This window comes from Streptomyces sp. NBC_01591, from assembly GCF_035918155.1.
Lineage (GTDB): Bacteria > Actinomycetota > Actinomycetes > Streptomycetales > Streptomycetaceae > Streptomyces.
Map to the genome: position 1 here is coordinate 8,390,009 of NZ_CP109327.1, position 18,221 is coordinate 8,408,229.

The 18,221-nt window shown below is 70.3% G+C and carries 7 protein-coding genes; 5 read left to right on the forward strand and 2 right to left on the reverse strand.

The features are described from left to right. Positions 1-48 precede the first annotated feature (48 nt). From OG978_RS38840 to OG978_RS38860, 5 genes are all read left to right on the forward strand, one after another. Positions 49-9,495 carry a non-ribosomal peptide synthetase/type I polyketide synthase gene (locus tag OG978_RS38840; RefSeq protein WP_326769719.1) on the forward strand — a complete coding sequence of 3,149 codons (9,447 nt, stop codon included), beginning with the start codon at positions 49-51 and terminating at the stop codon, positions 9,493-9,495. Further along, on the forward strand, positions 9,485-11,167 hold the full coding sequence (locus OG978_RS38845; RefSeq protein WP_326769720.1) for a phytoene desaturase family protein: 1,683 nt from the start codon (positions 9,485-9,487) through the stop codon (positions 11,165-11,167). The genes OG978_RS38840 and OG978_RS38845 overlap by 11 nt, the downstream gene beginning before the upstream one ends. Then, positions 11,164-12,912 carry a phytoene desaturase family protein gene (locus OG978_RS38850; RefSeq protein WP_326769721.1) on the forward strand — a complete coding sequence of 583 codons (1,749 nt, stop codon included), beginning with the start codon at positions 11,164-11,166 and terminating at the stop codon, positions 12,910-12,912. Before OG978_RS38845 ends, OG978_RS38850 begins: the two co-directional genes overlap by 4 nt. Next, positions 12,909-13,964, forward strand: a complete 1,056-nt coding sequence (locus OG978_RS38855; protein WP_326769722.1) for an MDR family NADP-dependent oxidoreductase — start codon at positions 12,909-12,911, stop codon at positions 13,962-13,964. Before OG978_RS38850 ends, OG978_RS38855 begins: the two co-directional genes overlap by 4 nt. A 154-nt stretch (positions 13,965-14,118) precedes the next feature. Beyond that, the gene (locus tag OG978_RS38860) at positions 14,119-15,279 is read left to right on the forward strand and encodes a cytochrome P450 (protein ID WP_326770290.1); all 1,161 of its coding nucleotides are present in this window, start codon (positions 14,119-14,121) and stop codon (positions 15,277-15,279) included. Positions 15,280-15,303: 24 nt separating this feature from the next. Here the strand turns inward: OG978_RS38860 and OG978_RS38865 are convergent, their stop codons facing one another. Then, positions 15,304-16,182 (reverse strand): NmrA family NAD(P)-binding protein, encoded by an 879-nt coding sequence (locus OG978_RS38865; protein ID WP_326769723.1) that lies wholly within the window; start codon positions 16,180-16,182, stop codon positions 15,304-15,306. A gap of 116 nt (positions 16,183-16,298) precedes the next feature. Then, on the reverse strand, positions 16,299-18,140 hold the full coding sequence (locus OG978_RS38870) for a serine/threonine-protein kinase (RefSeq protein ID WP_326769724.1): 1,842 nt from the start codon (positions 18,138-18,140) through the stop codon (positions 16,299-16,301). Positions 18,141-18,221: the final 81 nt, after the last annotated feature.

The window sequence follows — 18,221 nt, forward strand, 5'->3', positions numbered from 1 at the left end:
TGCCCTTCCATGCCGTGCCGCGGCGCCACGACTATCAGGAGTACAGCCTTGCCCGACGTGAACAGTGCCTCCGTGAGCGACAAAGTAGCGATCATCGGCATGGGGTGCCGACTGCCCGGCGGTGCGTCGGACCACCGCACGTACTGGCAGAACCTCATGGAGGGCAAGGACTGCATCACACCGACACCGGCCGATCGCTACGACGTCGGCACCCTGGGCAGTAGACACAAGGAGAAACCCGGACGTCTGATCGGCGGCCGTGGCGGATACATCGACGGTTTCGACGAATTCGACCCCGCATTCTTCGGCATCAGTCCGCGCGAGGCCGACCACATGGACCCTCAGCAGCGAAAACTGCTCGAGGTCGCCTGGGAGGCATTGGAGGACGGTGGCCAGCGGCCCGCGGAGCTCGCCGGCAGCAACACCGCCGTGTTCGTCGGTGCGTTCACGCTGGACTACAAGATCCTCCAGTTCTCCGACCTGGGCTTCTCGTCACTCGCCGCCCACACCGCCACCGGCACCATGATGACGATGGTCTCGAACCGTCTCTCGTACTGCTTCGACTTCCGCGGACCGAGCCTGTCGATCGACACCGCGTGCAGTTCCTCCCTGGTGGCGGTGCACCTCGCCTGCCAGAGCCTCAACAACCGGGAGACCGATCTCGCGCTGGCCGGTGGCGTACTGCTGCACATGGCGCCGCAGTACACCATCGCCGAGACCAAGGGCGGATTCCTGTCGCCCGACGGCCGTTCACGCGCCTTCGACGCCACGGCCAACGGCTACGTACGGGCCGAGGGCGTCGGCCTGGTCGCGCTCAAACGGCTGGACGACGCCCTGCGCGACGGCGACCCCATCCACGCGGTGATCCTCGGCGCGGGGGTCAACCAGGACGGCCGGACCAATGGCATCACCGTGCCCAACGCGGACGCCCAGGTCTCCCTCATCCGACGCGTCTGCGGCGAAGCCGGCATCACACCCGGCGACCTTCAGTACGTGGAAGCGCACGGCACCTCCACGCCGGTCGGCGACCCGATCGAGGCGAACGCACTGAGCCGGGCGCTGGCCGTGGGCCGCCGACCGGACACTCCCTGCTACGTGGGCTCGGTCAAGACGAACATCGGGCACACCGAAGCGGCAGCGGGCATCGCCGGTCTGATCAAGGCGGTGCTCTGCCTCAAGCACCGCCTCATCCCGCCCCACATCAACCTGGAGCAGCTGAACACCGCCATCGACCAGGAGTCCTCCCCGTACCGCATCCCGACCGAGCCGACCGAATGGCCCGCGCACGAGGGCCCCGCACGAGCCGGGGTGAACTCCTTCGGATTCGGTGGCACCAACGCGCACGTCGTACTGGAGCAGGCACCGGACAGGAGCGCTTCGCCGGCCCTGCCCGGTGAACGGGCCTGGAATCTCCTCCCGTTGACCGCCCGCACCCCGGAAGCCCTGCCGGAGATGGCGGCGGGCATCCGCCGCGAGCTGGCAGGTGGCGATGGGCCCGGGGTGTCGCTGCCCGACCTCGGCTACACACTGGCCCGCCGCCGCCAGCACCTGGAGTCGCGGCTCTCCGTCGTGTACTCCTCGCGGGCCGGACTGGACGAGGCACTCGGCGCCTTCCTGCGCGGTGAACCGCACCCCGGGGTCGTCCACGGCAGGCAGTTCGAAGCCGAACAGTGCGGTCTGGTCTGGGTCTTCACCGGCATGGGGCCGCAGTGGTGGGGGATGGGCCGCCAGCTGTTCGAGGGCGACGAAGCGTTCCGGGACGCGGTCACCCGCTGCGACCAGGCCATCCGCTCGATCGCGGACTGGTCCCTGATCGAGGAGATGAGGGCCGACGAAGCCGGATCGCGCATGGGCGAGACCTGGCTCGCACAGCCGGCCAACTTCGCCGTCCAGGTGGGACTCGCGGCCATGTGGCGCCAGTACGGTGTGCGGCCCGACGCCGTGGTCGGTCACAGCACCGGGGAGGCCGCCGCCTTCTACGAGGCAGGGGTCTACTCCCTGGAGGACGCGGTGAGAGTGGTGGTCCACCGCAGCCGTCTCCAGCAGAAGCTGACCGGAACCGGCACCATGCTCGCCGTGAGCCTGCCCGAGGAGGAGGCACAGTACCGGGTGGCCGCGTTCGGTGACCGGGTGTCCGTGGCAGCGGTCAACAGTCCGTCGGCGGTCACCCTGGCCGGTGACCGTGACGCGTTGGCCGAGCTGGCGGACGGGCTGCGTTCCGAGCAGGTCTTCGCCAAGTTCCTCACGGTGCAGGTTCCGTACCACAGCGCGGGAATGGAGACGATCAAGGACGAACTGCTGGCCTCGCTGGACGGTCTCGACCCCAGGGCGGCGACGGTACCGCTGTACCTGACCGGGCAGGAAGGCACGGCGCACGGCAGTGAGCTGGACGCGGCCTACTGGTGGAAGAACGTCCGCGACCGGGTCCGCTTCCGCTCGGCCGTCGACCGGCTCGCCGACGACGGGTACGGACTGTTCCTGGAGATCGGCCCGCACCCGGTGCTCGGCCACTCCATCCGGGAGTGCCTCGACGCCAAGGGGACGGCCGCACGGACCCTGCCCTCGATCCGCCGCCAGGAGAACGAACCGGAGCGCTTCGCCGCCTCGCTGGCGGAGCTGCACAACCTCGGCGTCCCCATCGCATGGGACACCCTGCACCCGGCGGGCCGGCCGGTGGTCCTGCCCCGCTACCCGTGGCGGCGCGACCGCTACTGGACGGAGCCCGCACCCGTCGCCCAGGTCCGTCTCGGCCACGCCGACCATCCTCTGCTGGGCCGCCGCACCGAAGACACCGAACCGACCTGGCACACCGCTCTGGACACCGAGCGGCTGCCCTACCTCGACGACCACCGCATCCAGTCCACGGTGGTCTTCCCGGCGGCGGGGTACCTGGAGATGGCCACGCAGGCGGTCCGCTCCCTGACCGGCGGCACCCATGTCGTGCTGACGGACATCGAGTTCCGCAAGGCACTGTTCCTGCCCGAGGGCGAGGACCGGGCCGTGCGTCTGACCCTCTCCTCGCAGAACGCGGCGTTCACGATCGCGTCGGCAGCGCAGGACGAGGGCGGCCGGGCGGTCCACGCGAGCGGAGTCGTGCGCTCGGGGCAGCCGCGACCGGCCGGGCCCCCTGCCGACACCGAAGCCCTTCGGGCGCGCACCCGGCGTCGGCTGGGCGGTGAGGACTGCTACGCGGCACTCGCCGCACTGGGCTACCACTACGGGCCCGCGTTCCGGGCCATCGACGAGGTGTGGATCGGTTCCGGAGAGGTGCTCGCCCGGCTCCGTCCACCCGCGGAGATCGGTGACGACGCGGCCGGACACCACATCCATCCCGTGCTGCTCGATGCTTGCTTCCAGTCGCTGCTGGCGACGCAGTTGCCTGAGACCGAAGCCGGAGATGCGGGCGAATCGGAACGGCAGACCTCCGGGATCCGCCTGCCCCTTTCGATCGACGAGCTGTGCCTCGCCCCGGTGGGAGACCGGCCGATCTGGGTGCATGCGACGGTGACCCGCGGCGACGTGGACGAGCTCGTCGGGGACATGGCCGTGTACGCGGACAGCGGTGAACATCTCGGCGGCATCCATGGCTTCCGCGCAGCCGACGTGGAGAAGGCGTCCACCGCGGTCGGCCTCGGCACGATCGACTCCTGGCTCGCCGAGACCGTCTGGATCGACCGGCCCTTCGACTCCGCCGCGGACGAGGACGGAGTCGGCCCCGACTCCAACAGCCCCGTGCCCACCGCCGGCGACTGGCTGGTGTTCGGCGACCGCCAGGGCGTCGGCGACGCCCTGAGCGAACTGCTCGCCGCGCGCGGCGAGCGCTGCCACCTGGTGCGCCGGGGAGACACGTACGGAAGAAGCGGCGAAGGCAGCGAGTTCACGGTCGTCCCGGGGTCCGCCACGGACCTTGAGCGGCTCCTCACCGATCTGAGCGAAGGTGGTGGGGGCCCCGTCGGCCCCATCGTGCACCTGTGGAACCTCGACCTGCCCCACCTCGCCGAGGCCTCACCCCAGGACCTCGTACGGCACAGCGACACCGGGACCTACTCGCTGATCGCGCTCGCCCGGACGCTGCGCCGCCGCGAGGCGGTCGGCCGGCTGCACATCGTGACCCGTGGCGCCCAGAACGTCGCACCCGGCGAGACCGTCGAGCCGCTGGGAGCACCGGCGTGGGGAGTCGGCCGGGTGCTCAGACACCAGGAGCTGCTCTCCCACCCGGGCAAGCTGATCGATCTCGACCCCGGCGCGCCGAGCGACGAGGGATGCCGGGCCGAGGCCCGGGCGCTGCTGCGTGAACTCCTGACCGACGACGAGGAGGAGATCGCGCTGCGTGGCGCGGCTCGCCTCACCAGCCGGATCCGGCAGGCCGACCAGCTGACACACCCCCTTCCGCTGCAACTGCGCACCGACGCGAACTACCTGGTCACCGGCGCCTTCGGAGCGCTCGGCCGATTGCTCTGCCGGACGCTCGTCCGGCGTGGCGCGCGCAGCCTGATCCTGATCGGACGCACCGCACTGCCGGAGCGCTCCGCCTGGCGGGATCTGGACCCCGACACTGCCGCAGGCCGCGCCACCGCCTTCGTCAAGGAACTGGAGGCGCTCGGGGCACGGGTCGTCCTGGCACCGCTCGACATCACCGACGAAGCCGCCTTCACGTCCTGGCTGGACACTCACCGGCGCACCGACCCGCTGCCGGTCCGCGGCGTGTTCCACCTCGCCGGTCAGGTCCGCGACACACTCGTCGAGGACATGGACCGTCGGACGTTCGCCGAAGCCCACGATCCCAAGGCCGTCGGTGCCTACCTGCTGCACCGCCATCTCCGGGACGAACCGCTGGACCACTTCGTCCTGTTCGCCTCGATCGCCTCACTGCTGACCACCGCGGGCCAGACCAACTACGCCGCAGGCAACGCGTTCCTGGACGCGCTGGCCCAGCACCGCAGGGCACTCGGACTGCCGGGGCTGAGCGTGGACTGGGGCCCGTGGGCCACCGGCATGATCGAAGAGCTGGGACTCGTCGACCACTACCTCCACAACCGCGGGATGAGCTCGCTCGCGCCGGACGTCGGCATGGCCGTGCTGGAACGCGTCATCGGCCAGGACCGGGCCCAGCTGCTCGTCGCCACGGTCGTCGACTGGCCGGTGTTCCTGGCCTGGTACGCGTCACCGCCCTCGCTGGTCGCAGACCTGGCGGCGGCGGCCCCCGCCGGCACAGCCGCCGGGCCGGGCGAGGGCATCCTCGACACCTTCCGCGACGCGGACCCGGCGGAACGCCTGGCGCTGGTGACCGGGCGGTTCATCACGCTGACCGCCTCGGTGCTGCGGACGGGCCCCGACCGGGTCGATCCGCAGGCGGGGCTCAACGCGCTGGGGCTCGACTCGCTCCTGGCGATGGAGCTGCGCGCCCGGATCAGCTCCGAGCTCGGCGTCGCGCCGCCCGTGGTGGCGCTGCTGAGCGGTACTCCCGTCGCCGAGCTGATCACGCAACTCCACGACTCTCTGGCCGAGTTGGTTGCCCACGAAGCCCAAGGCGCGGACGCCGCCGCGGTGGAGGTGTTCAAGGACGAGCTCAGCCACCCGCTGACGCAGAACCAGAAGGCCCTGTGGTTCCTCAGGCAGCTGAATCCCGAGGGCTACGCGTACAACATCGGCGGCGCGGTCGAGGTCCGGGTCGCACTCGATCCCGACCTCATGTTCGAGGCCGTGCGCTGCCTGGTGGCGCGACACCCCGCGCTTCGGACCAACTTCCTTACGGTGGACGGCGTCCCGATGCAGCAGGTGTCGCCGGAGGCGAACCCGGACGTCGCGCTGTTCGACGTGCAGGACCAGGAGTGGGAGGACATCCATCGCACGATCGTGGCCGAGTACCGCAGGCCGTACGACCTCGAGTGCGATCCGCTGTTCCGCTTCCGCCTCTTCAAGCGCGCCGACGACCGTTGGGTGATCATGAAGGCGGTGCACCACATCGTCTCCGACGCGATCTCGACGTTCACCTTCATCGAGGAACTCCTGGCGGTGTATGAAGGGCTGCGTCAGGGCCACGCCCCCTCGCTGCCGCCCGTCACCGCCCGCTATCTGGACTTCCTCAACGCGCAGAACCGCTTCCTGGCCGGACCCGCGGCGCCGCGCATGCTCGACTACTGGCGCTCGCACCTGCCGGCCGAGGTGCCGACCCTGGAACTGCCCGTCGACAAGCCCCGTCCGGCCGTGCAGACGCACAACGGCGCGTCGGAGTTCTTCGTGCTGGATGCCGAGCTCACCGCCCGGGTGCACGCCCTCGCCCGCGAGCACGACGTGACCCCGTTCATGGTGCTGCTGAGCGCCTACTACGTGCTGCTGCAGCGCTATTCCGGCCAGGACCAGGTCATCGTGGGCAGCCCGGTGACCGGCCGGACCGAGCAGGAATTCGCCTCCGTCTACGGATACTTCGTCAACCCGCTGCCGCTGCACGCGGACCTGTCCGACGACCCGTCCGTCGCCCGGCTGCTGCAACAGGTCCGGACGACCGTGCTGGGCGGCCTGGACAACCAGGAGTACCCGTTCGTCCTGCTGGTCGACGAGCTGGGACTCCAGCACGACCCCAGCCGCTCCGCGGTGTTCCAGGCCATGTTCATCCTGCTCACCCACAAGGTCGCCACCGAGAAGTACGGCTATCGGCTCCAGTACATCGAACTCCCCGAAGAGGAGGGCCAGTTCGATGTGACGCTGTCCGTGTACGAGGACGAGGCGGAGCGGCGTTTCCACTGCGTCCTGAAGTACAACACCGACCTGTTCCAGCCGGAGACCATGCGGCGGATGGCATCGCACTACACCGCGCTGCTCGACAGCATGACGCGGGCCCCGGCAGATCGGCCCACCTCCCGGCTGGAGATGCTGGGCGCCCAGGAGCGCGAGCGACTGGTCGGCGAGTGGAGCGGTGCCGGGCGCCTCGCTCTGCCCCCGGTGGCGGGGGAGGGCAAGGCGGACGGCTTCCGTCCGGTGCATCGGCTGATCAGTGAGACCGCCGCCCGCTGTCCGGACGCCGTGGCCGTCACCGTCCCGACGCCTCACGGGGCGTCCCACCGGCTGACGTACGCGGAACTGGACCGCAGATCGGGTGAGTTGGCCCGGCAGCTGCGCGGGCTAGGGGCCGGTGCCGGCTCGGTGGTGGCGCTCTGCCTGGACAAGTCGCCCGACCTCGTCGTCGCACTGCTCGCGGTCCTCAAGGCCGGTGGCGCCTACCTCCCCATCCCGGCCGACCACCCGGCCGACCGCGCCGCCCACACCGTACGGACCGCGGGCGCCACCCTCGTCGTCGTCGAGGACGACGCCTGCCGGGAACGGATGGCGGGGCTGCCGGCCCGGACGCTGACGCTGCGGGAGCTGCGCGAGGCCGCGCCTGCGGCGGACGACCGGAGCGGGACCGATTCCGGTGCCGAGGAGCAGGCCGGTCCGGACTCGCCCGCGTACATCATCCACACCTCCGGTTCCACCGGCCTCCCCAAGGCCGTGCGGGTCAGCCACCGCAACCTCGCCTCGGCCTGCGGAGCCTGGCTCCAGGAGTACCGGCTGGACCGCGACGTCCGGGTGCACCTTCAGATGGCCGCCCCGTCGTTCGACGTCTTCACCGGCGACGTGGTGCGCGCCCTGTGCTCGGGCGGCAATCTGGTGCTGGTCGACCGCGATCTGCTCTTCGACACCGAGCGCCTGTACACCACGATGCGCGAGGAGCGCGTCGACTGCGCGGAGTTCGTGCCCGCCGTCGTACGCGGCCTGATGGAACACTGCGAACGCCGGGGCCTGCGACTGGACTTCATGCGTCTGCTCGTCGTCGGATCCGACGTGTGGAAGGCCGGGGAGTACCGCAGACTGCACGAGCTGTGCGGGCCGCACACCCGACTGATCAACTCCTACGGGGTCACCGAGGCGACCATCGACAGCGCCTGCTTCGAAGGGCCCGTCGACGACCTGGAACCCGGACGGACGGTGCCGATCGGACGGCCCCTGAGCAACAGCACACTCCATGTGCTCGACCGGCACGGCGAGCCGGTGCCGCCCGGTGTGCCCGGCGAGCTGTGGATCGGCGGCGACGGCGTCGCACTCGGCTACGCGGGCGACCCCGCACTGACGGACGGGCGCTTCGTCACCCGGACACTGAGCCGGGAACCGGGCGCCGGCCCCGTACGCCTCTACCGCAGCGGCGACGCGGCACGCTGGGACGCGGACGGCCGGGTCCACCTGCTCGGCCGGGTCGACGACCAGGTCAAGCTCCGGGGCCACCGGATCGAGATCGGCGAGATCGAGGCACACCTCGCCCAGTGGCCCGAGCTGGCCCGGACGGTCGTCACGGTGCGCCCCGACGCCCGGGGCGAGGACGTGCTGGTCGCCTACTGCGTACCGGCCCAAGGGGCCGCACCGGACCGCCGCGCGCTGCGCCGATACCTCGGGGACCGGCTGCCCGCGTACATGGTCCCCGCGCACTTCGTCGTGCTGCCGGAACTGCCGCTGACCGCCAACGGCAAGGTCGACCCCGCCGCCCTGCCGATGCCCCGGTTCGACGCGGACGACGAACCGGAGGAGACGCTGCGCACACCGTTCGAAGTGAGCATGGCCCGGCACTGGCAGGAACTGCTCGGACTGGAGCGGGTCGGCCTGACGCATGAGTTCTTCGAGGTCGGCGGCAGCTCCATCAAGCTGATCGAGCTGATCCACCGGCTGCGCAAGGAATTCGGCGTCGGCATCCCCGTCAGCCTGCTGTACCGGGTGACGACCCTGCACGGGATGGCCGCGACGCTGGAGCGCCTCGCCACCGGCTCGATCTCCGACGACCTGCCCTGCCTCAGCTTCAACAGCGAACGGGAGCGGACCGTGTTCTGCTTCCCACCGGCGGGCGGCCACGGACTCGTCTACCGGGGGTTCGCCGCCACACTGCCCGAATACCGGCTGATCGCCTTCAACTACGTCCCCGGCGCGGACAAGGTGGCCCGCTACGCCGACCTCGTCGAGTCCCACCGCCCCGAGGGCCGATGCCTGCTGCTCGGCTACTCGCTCGGCGGCAACCTCGCATTCGAGGTGGCCAAGGAACTCGAAAGCCGGGGACGCGACGTCGCCCATGTGATCGTGCTGGACTCGCACCGCATCCTCGAACCGTACGTACCCGGCCCCGAACACATCGAGTTCTTCGAGGCGGAACTGGCCGAACACCTGGGCAAACACACCGGATCGGACGCCGTCGCCCGCGAAACCCTCGACCACGCCGCCGAGTACCTGGCCTTCTGCGGCCGCACACCGAACCTCGGAACGGTGTCCGCGACCGTCAGCGTGGTCACCGACGAGGAGAAGACGGCACTCTACGCGGCGGGCGAATCCGGCACCTGGCACGGCAGCTCGACCACGGCCACGGCCGTGCTGCGAGGCTCAGGGATCCACGCCGACATGCTCGATCCCAAACATGCGGCCCGCAATGCCGATCTGGTGCGCGGCATCCTCCAGGAGGGCGGCGCCGATGTCCGATGAGGCGGAGGACGAGTGGAGCACCCGTGACCGGAAGGGAGACGGCAGCCCCCGGGTCATCGTGATCGGTGCCGGCGTCGCGGGAATGTCCACCGGGTGCTACGCGCAGATGAACGGGATGCGCTCCCGCATCTTCGAAAAGCACGTGCTGCCCGGTGGCTGCTGCACGGCCTGGTCGCGCGAGGGCTACATCTTCGACTACTGCATCGAGTGGCTGATCGGCACGGCCACCGGCAACGACGCCAACCAGGTGTGGCGCGAACTGGGGGCGCTCGACGGCAAGACCATCACCAACTTCGAGATGTTCAATCGGGTCGTCGACGAGACCGGCCGCTCCGTGACCTTCTACAACGACCCCGACCGGCTGGAACGCCATCTGCTCGAAGTCTCGCCCGCCGACGCCCGGCTGATCCGCTCGTTCTGCCGGGATCTGCGCCGGTTCATCGACATCGAGCTGTACCCGTTCCTGACCGCCCCCGCCCTGCGGACCGTACGCGAGAGGGCGGCGCTGCTGCGCACCGTCCTGCCCGCGTTCCGCCTGTTCTGGCGCACGGCGTCGACACCGATGCACGCATTCGCCGACCGGTTCCAGGACCCGCTTCTCCGCAGGGCGTTCCGCAACATCTTCTTCCAGGACCCGGAGGGCTTCCCGCTCCTCCCGTACCTGTTCAACATGGCCGGCGCCCACCATCACAACGCCGGTTTCCCGCAAGGAGGTTCGCTCGGCCTGGCCCGGTCGATCGAGGAACGCTACACATCGCTGGGCGGTCGGATCAGCTACCGGGCACGGGTTGAACGGATCCTGGTCGAGGACGGGCTTGCCGTCGGCATCGAACTGCGCAACGGCAGGCGGTACTACGCCGACCACGTCGTCTCGGCCTGCGACGGCCACACCACGATCCACGGACTTCTGCAGGGCCGGTTCACCGGACCCCGGATCGACAAGCTGTACGACGAACTGCTGCACCGCCCCGGCACTTTGTTCCCCGCGGTGGTCTCCGCCTTCGTCGGGGTCCGGGGCGAGCTGGGCCCCGGCCGGGCCCACAGCACCACATACCTGCTCGACCCGCAGGACGCCGAGCAGCTGCCCGGCGCACTGCAGAGCAGCGTGGTGGTGCAGATGCGCTCCGACTACTCGGACGGATTCGCCCCGCCCGGAAGATCGGTCATCCACTGCACCTACTTCAGTGACTTCGCGTACTGGAAGGAACTACGCGCCGCCGACCGCAAGGAGTACCGCGCGAAGAAACGCCAAGTGGCCGACTTCGTCAGGGGGTTCCTGGAGCGTCGGCTGCCGGGGGTGGGCGAGCGCATCGAGCTGGTCGATGTCGCGTCCCCGGCGACGACCCGGCGCTACACCGGTAACCACGACGGCTCCATCCTGGCCTGGAAGGCGTTCTCCGAGGCCGACGACATCGCGTCCAAACTGGTCGGCAAGGACCGCATGCGCCTGCCGGGCCTGCACGGATTCTCGATGGCCGGGCAGTGGGTCGGCATGGGCGGACTGATCCGCGCCGCGTCCACCGGGCGCTTCGTCGTCCAGTACCTCTGCGACGAGCTGGGACGCGGGTTCACGGCGTCCGAGAGCCGGGGCACCGAGCCCTGGCACCCCGGAAAGCTGGGCCGGCTGCCCCAGCTCGACAACTGGTCCATGCGTGGTGACACCCGCACATGAGCACCGAGGAGAACAGGTTCATGCCGCGTTCCGAACGACAGTCGATGATCATCATCGGCGCAGGGCTGGGCGGTCTTTCCACCGGCTGCTACGCCCGGATGAACGGCTACCGGACCCATGTCCTGGAGATGCATGAACTGCCCGGCGGCTGCTGCACGGCCTGGGACCGCGGTGATTTCACACTGGACCCCTGCGTCAGCTGGCTCCTGGGCAGCGGTCCCGGCAACGAGATGCACCGGATCTGGCTGGAGCTCGGTGCGTTGCAGGGCAAGGAGATCCGGCACTTCGACGTGTTCAACGTCGTACGCGGCCGGTGCGGCCGGGCGGTGTACTTCTACTCCGACCCCGACCGCCTCCAGGCCCACCTCACGGAGCTCTCGCCCGCCGACTCCGCCCTGATCAGGGACTTCTGCAAGCAACTGCGCGCCTTCCGTAAATGCCTCGCCGTCTATCCCTTCCTCAGACCGGTCGGACTGATGCCGGCGATGGAACGCTGGCGCATGCTGGCCTCCTTCGTCCCGTACTTCAACGTCGTGCGCAAATCCCTCGGCGTACTCATGACCGACTACTCGGCGAGGTTCAAGGACCCCCTGCTGCGCGAGGCGTTCAACTTCATTCTGTACGAGAAGCATCCGGCCTTCCCCGTACTGCCGTTCCACTTCCAGCTCGCCTCGCACGCCAATCTCTCCGCGGGCGTCCCCGAAGGAGGATCGCTCGGGCTCGCCGAGTCGATCGAGCGGCGCTACCGCAGGCTCGGCGGCGAAGTGACCTACAACGCCAAGGTCGAGGAGGTGCTGGTCGAGGACGACCGCGCGGTCGGGGTGCGGCTCAGCGACGGACGTGAACTGCGCGCCGACATCATCGTCTCCGCCTGCGACGGACGTACCACGATGATGGACCTGCTGAAAGGCCGCTACCTGAACGAGGCGTACCGCCGCCTCTACACCCGGACCATCGAACAGCCCGGCATGGTCTTCCCCGGATACTTCACGCTCTTCCTCGGCCTGCGCCGCGAATTCCCCGACGCCGACCCCTGCACCACCTATCTGCTCGACGAGGCGGAAGCGGCCGGACTGACCGGCATACGGCACCCCAGCATCAACGTCCAGTTCCGCAACAGGCACTACCCCGAGCTCTCCCCACCCGGGACGAGCATCGCGTACGTCACCTACTTCTGCGACATCGCCCCCTGGCGCGCCCTGGACGAGGGCCCGGAACAGGCGACCCGGACCCGCGGCGGGCAGGAACTCCACACGCTTCCGGTACGCCACGGCCGCGGCTACTACGCGGCCAAGCGCCGGGCCCGCGAGACACTCGTGGCGTTTCTGGAGCGGCAGCACCCCGGCATCGCGGACGCGATCGCCGTACGCGATGTGTCCAGCCCGCTCACCCAGGTCCGCTACACGGGCAACTACGACGGCACGGTGCTCGGCTGGCAGCCCTTCGTGGAGAGCGGGGAAACGCTGGAGAAGCTCGTCAAGAAACACGGCCCCGGCCTGCCGGGACTGCGGAATTTCTACCAGTCCGGCGTCTGGGCCACCACGGGCGGTCTGATCCGCGCGGCGGCGGCCGGCCGGCACGTCATGCAGTTCATCTGCCGCGACGACGGCCGTGAATTCACCGCGTCCGTCGACGAGAGCGGTCCGCCACCGACCCACCGCGTCATCGAGGTGGGTCCGCGGCCGGTGCCACGGCCCGTCGCAGAGGGCCGACCGGCCCTCGTCGAGAGAGAGGTATCGGGATGAGGGCCAGGAAATGGGTGGTGCGCGAGCACATCGAGGGCGTCCCCGACGTCGAAAGGGTCTACGGACAGGTCGAGGAGGAGATCGACACCCAACTGGCCCCGGACGAGATGCTCCTGAGGACGCGCTATGTATCGGTGGACCCCTACCTCCAGGGCATCGCGCTCGACACCCCGCTCGGTGGGCACATGGGGGCCGACTCGATCATGGAAGTGCTGGAAGCGGGTCCGGAGGCGGCCCACCGTCCCGGTGATCTGGTGCAGGGTTTCGGCGGCTGGCGCACCCATCTCGTGAGCAACGGCGCGCCCACCCCCTGGCAGACCGGGACGTTCCCGATGGTCTTCCCGGCCTACCGCCGCCTGGACCCCCGCTGGTACGACGACGCGCTGCCGCTCCCCACCGCGCTCAGCGTCATGGGCGGCCCCGGCATGACCGCCTGGGGCACCCTGACCAAGTTCATGTCGATCCGCCCGGGGGACACCGCCGTGGTCAGCGGCGCCTCCGGCTCCGTCGGCTCACTGGTCGGCCAGCTGGCCAAGCTCGCGGGCGCCCGGGTGGTGGGCACCACGTCCACGGCGGAGAAGGCGGACTACCTCGACGAGCTGGGATTCGACGCGGTCGTCGTCTACCGCCACGGAGACAACCGCGAGGCCGTACGGGACGCCCTCCTGTGGGCCGCGCCGGACGGCGTCGACAAGTATTTCGACAATCTGGGCGGCACCGTCACCGACGCCGTCTTCTCCATGCTCAACATCGACAGCCAGGTGGCCGTGTGCTGGCAGTGGGCCACCCAGGTGGGCCGTGACGTCTCAGGACCGAGACTGCTGCCGTACATCATGTTCCCGCGCGCACATGTGCGTGGCATCTTCTCGCTGGAGTGGTTCACCGAACAGAACTGGCGCGCGCTCCACGACCAGCTCGGCGGCCTGGTCCGACGGGGCGAGGTGCGCTGCGGACACACCCTCCACCACGGCTTCGAGAGCATCCCGGACGCCTACCGGAGCCTGTACCAGGGCACCGGAGCCAACCGGGGCAAGGTACTGGTCGAACTCTGACCCACGGCCCCAGGGCCGAACTCTGCCCGCCGGCCCCGCAACAACCCTCCCCGCCACCCCGCCCCGCAGTCCGCCGCACCCGCGCAAGCCAGGAGGCCCCGTGTCCTGCCCCGCCGACGCCGACGCCGATGCCCATGTCCGTCCCGGCCCGCCCATGCCCCCGCTGCACCGTCTGACGTTCGACCCACCCGGCCCGCCCAGGCTCGTCGCGTTACCCGACGGGACCCGGGCCTGGCTGGTGAGCCGTTACGCGGATGTCCGCAAGGTCCTGACCGACTCCCGATTCGGACGCGCACGGCTTCACACACCGGAGTCCCCGTCCCTGTCGGGCGAATCCGGCCTGGTGAGCAGCATCGACCTGATCTTCAACCAGGACGGCGAGGACCATCTGCGGCTGCGCCGCACCGTGCGGCGTGCGTTCACGCCCCGGGCCGTCGCCCGCTGGCGGCCCTGGATCGCCACGATCGTCGAACAGTGCCTGGACGAACTCGCGGACAGCGGACGCCCGGTGGACCTGGTGACCGGCTTCACCCTCCCGCTCCCGGTCGCCGTGATCAGCAGACTCATGGGCCTCGACACCGAAGCCCGGGAGCGGCTGCGCCACTGGAGCCTGTACGCCTTCTCCGACGGCTCCCACCCCGAGGAGGAAATCGTGTCAGCGCTTGTGGAGTTCGCCGCTTTCGGAGCGAAGCTGCTGGCCGAGCGACGGAGCGAGCCGGGCGACGACCTGACCAGCGTGCTGGTCCGGGCGGCCGACGAGGAGGGCGGCGTACCGGAGGGGCAACTCGTCGACCTGGTATGCGGGTTGGTCGTGGGAGGTCATGACAGCACGATGACGATGCTCAGCAACTCGCTGCTCTATCTGCTCGGTGAACGGCCGGAGGTCTGGCCCCGTCTCGGGGCGGACGAACAGGCCGCCGAAACACTGGCGGAGCGCCTGCTGCACCTGATTCCGCTCGGCGACGACCGGGGGACCGCGCGTCACGCCGCCACCGACACGGAGGTCGGCGGCGTGACGATCCCGGCGGGATCGGTGGTTCTCGCCGACTGCGGCACGGCCAACCGTGATCCCGATGTGTTTCCGCCCCGGCCGCTCGACGACCTCTTCGCACCTCTGGCGGCGCCCACTCTGTCGTTCGGCGCGGGCGCGCACTACTGCCTGGGTGCCTGGCTGGCCCGGCTGGAGCTCCAGCTCGCCCTGCACCGGCTCGCCGCCCGCTTGCCCGGCCTGCGCCTGGCGCAGCCCGTCGAAGACGTCGAGTGGCACCTGGGCACCACCTCCCGCAGTCCGCGGCGGATCGCCGTCACCTGGTAGGAGTGCTCGTCCGCGGTGCGGGGGTCAGGCGCGGGGCTCCGGCCAGTCCTGGGCGTCCGCCCACGCGGGGTAGGACGTCCAGGGGATGGCGGGGAACTGTGTCCGCAGCGCCGCCATGTCCACCTGGTATCCGGCGCCGGCGAAGAAGCTGTACATCGCAAACATATCGGGGTTCGCGGTACGCAGGTCCTCCAGCGACGACTGGCGGAACGCGACCGTGCCGCCCGCGGCCCGCCCGATCTCCGCAGCCATCCGGACCGGCGTGGGATCGTCGCCCGCCACTTCGATCCGCTGCCCGATCCAGCGGTCCGGATCGGCGACGACCGCGGCCACGACCCGGCCCAGATCCTGCCGCGCCACTTGTTGGAGGGGGGTGTCGCCGGGGATCGGCATGGTGAGGAGACCGGCGGCCACCTCGTCCAGGGCGCCCAGGGCGTTGTCGTAGAAGTAGGTGGGTGCCACCACCGTCGCCGGGAGTCCCGAGCCGGCGAGCAGTTCCTCGGTCCTGGCCTTGGTCTCGAAGTGCGGGATGCCGGTGTTACGGTCCGCACTGGCGACGGAGGCCAGCACCAGATGCGGCAGAGCGGCGTCCGCGGCCGCCCGTACGATCGCCGCGCCCTGGGCGACCTCGGCATCCAGGCCGTCCTGGAACGGGGTGGTGACGGCGAACGCGGCCGCCGTGCCCCGGAACGCCTTGGCGAGCGAGGCCGCGTCGGACAGATCGCCCGGCACGACCGCCGCTCCGGCCGCCGCCAGCGCCCGGGCCCGACCGCTGCCCGGATCGCGTACCACGGCCCGCACGGCACGCCCCGCCTCCAGCAGGGCGGCAGCAACCGCGCCACCCTGACCACCGGTCGCGCCGAGTACCGCGATGGGCATGGGGTCTTCCTGGTCGAGCGACATGTGTCCATGCTGGACAGAGGCGGCAGGCCCCGCCACCGGGAGAAAGCCGGCGGCGTACGTGGCACACCGCCTCCGTGCCCCGCCGGTGACGGGGCACGGAGGCGGCTGGCGAGGGCTCAGCCGCCGGAGCCGGAACCTGCCGCGTTACGCCAGACGGTGAGGTCCAGAGTCAGGTACTCACTGGGCGATTCCTCGGCCGAGAGCCCCTGGATGGTCACCAGGCCCATGTGGCCCGTTCCCGTCGTGACACAGATCTGCCTGCCCTGCGAGATCGTGTTCAGTTCGATGGTCTCGGTGAACCGGGTCTCCGCGAGGCAGGTCGCGAGCGATCCCGCCTGCCCCGGATCGAGCAGCACCAGGCTGCCGCCCGTGGACTCCGCGTCGAGATATCCGCCGGTGTCGTAGGAGAGTTCGTACCCACCGTCCTCGCCCTTCTGAGGCCGGACGGTGTTGTCCCCGAGAGTCAGGTGGTAGCCGGCCGTCAGGTTGATGCCCTTGTAGGGGACGGGCTTCGGTTCAGGCTTGGTGCTCGGCTTGGAGTCGGCCTCGTTGTTCCCGTCCCCGTTGTTCCCGTCCGCGGTCCCGTCGCTCGTCTGCCTGCCCTGCGAGGAGTTGCCCGCCTCCTTCTGCTTACCGTTGTCCTTGGCCAGGACGTACAGCGTGCCGCCACCCACGACACCGAGGACCAGCGCGGCGGCGATGGCGATGACCGCACGCCGCTTGCCGGAGCTCTCGGGTCGCTGGGGCGCCTGAGGCATGGGGTGACCGGGGTACGTCTGCGCCTGCGTGGGCATCTGTGTCGGGGCGTAGGCATGGGCGTGAGCCTGACCCTGGGCCGGATGGGGCACTTGGTACTGGGTCTGGGTCTGGGGCTGTGGTGGGAGCGGGACTTGAGAAGGCTGAGCCGGCTGCGTGGGCTGGTACGCCACGGGCGGACCGTAGCCCTGTGGCGGGCCCGCCGGGGCCACCGGCGTGGTCGGCGAGTAGGCCACGGGCGGGGCGGAGGCCGGAGGCGGCGGGGTCTGGACCGGGGCCGGAGCCGCCGCGCGCACCGTGATGTCGGCGGTGACCGGGGCGGGCAGCCAGTCCTCGGGGCGGCGCAGCACCGTCTCCGCGTTCGCGGACTGGCAGAGCGCGATGACCTCGGCGATCGACGGCCTGGCCGCGGGGTCCTTGGCGAGGCAACGGCTGACCAGTTCCATCAGCCGCTCCGGGACGCCGGTGAGGTCGGGCTCCTCGTGGACGATCCGGTAGAGGACACCGTGCGAGGTCCCCTCGCCGAACGCCGGGGCCCCCGTCGCCGCGTACGCCGCCACCTGGCCGAGCGCGAAGACGTCGGTGGCCGGGGTCACCTTGCGCCCGGCGGCCTGTTCCGGCGCCATGAACGAGGGGGTGCCGATGGTGACGCCGCTGCCGGTGAGCGAGGTCGCGTCGGCGGCGTGGGCGATGCCGAAGTCGATGACGCGGGGGCCGTCGGCGGCGAGCAGCACGTTGGACGGCTTCAAGTCACGGTGGACGATGCCCGCGCCGTGGATGACGTGCAACGCCTCGGCCATGCCGGCGATCAGCAGCACCACCGTCTCGACGGGCAGCGCCCCGTGCGCGACGACCGCGTCGGCGAGCGAAGGGCCCGGCACGTACGCGGTGGCCAGCCACGGCTGCGCGGCGTCGGTGGCGGCGTCGATGACCGGCGCCGTGAACAGGCCCTGCACTCGCTGCGCGGACTTCACTTCCTGGGCGAACCGGCGGCGGAATTCGGCGTCCTCGCCGAACTCGGGCCGGATCACCTTGATGGCCACGGGCCGCCCGCCGGGTGTGTACGACAGGTACACCTTGCCCATACCGCCCGCGCCGAGCTTGGCGGCAAGCCGGTATCCGGCGACGGTGGTCGGGTCGTCTCCCTCAAGCGGTTGGAAGACCTGAGAGGCCCTTCCCGGGTCCGGCTGCTGACCACTCATCACTTACGTCTCCCACGCAGAACGCCGATATCGAACGGCACCCTATACAAGGACGGGCCGTTGGCGCCCGTTCCGGCCGAT

Bases quoted from the DNA above. Each gene is read 5' to 3' on its own strand.
- OG978_RS38855 (WP_326769722.1), top strand. From the start codon at position 12,909: ATGAGGGCCAGGAAATGGGTGGTGCGCGAGCACATCGAGGGCGTCCCC.
- OG978_RS38845 (WP_326769720.1), top strand. From the start codon at position 9,485: ATGTCCGATGAGGCGGAGGACGAGTGGAGCACCCGTGACCGGAAGGGA.
- OG978_RS38850 (WP_326769721.1), top strand. From the start codon at position 11,164: ATGAGCACCGAGGAGAACAGGTTCATGCCGCGTTCCGAACGACAGTCG.
- OG978_RS38870 (WP_326769724.1), bottom strand. From the start codon at position 18,140: ATGAGTGGTCAGCAGCCGGACCCGGGAAGGGCCTCTCAGGTCTTCCAA.
- OG978_RS38865 (WP_326769723.1), bottom strand. From the start codon at position 16,182: ATGTCGCTCGACCAGGAAGACCCCATGCCCATCGCGGTACTCGGCGCG.
- OG978_RS38860 (WP_326770290.1), top strand. From the start codon at position 14,119: ATGCCCCCGCTGCACCGTCTGACGTTCGACCCACCCGGCCCGCCCAGG.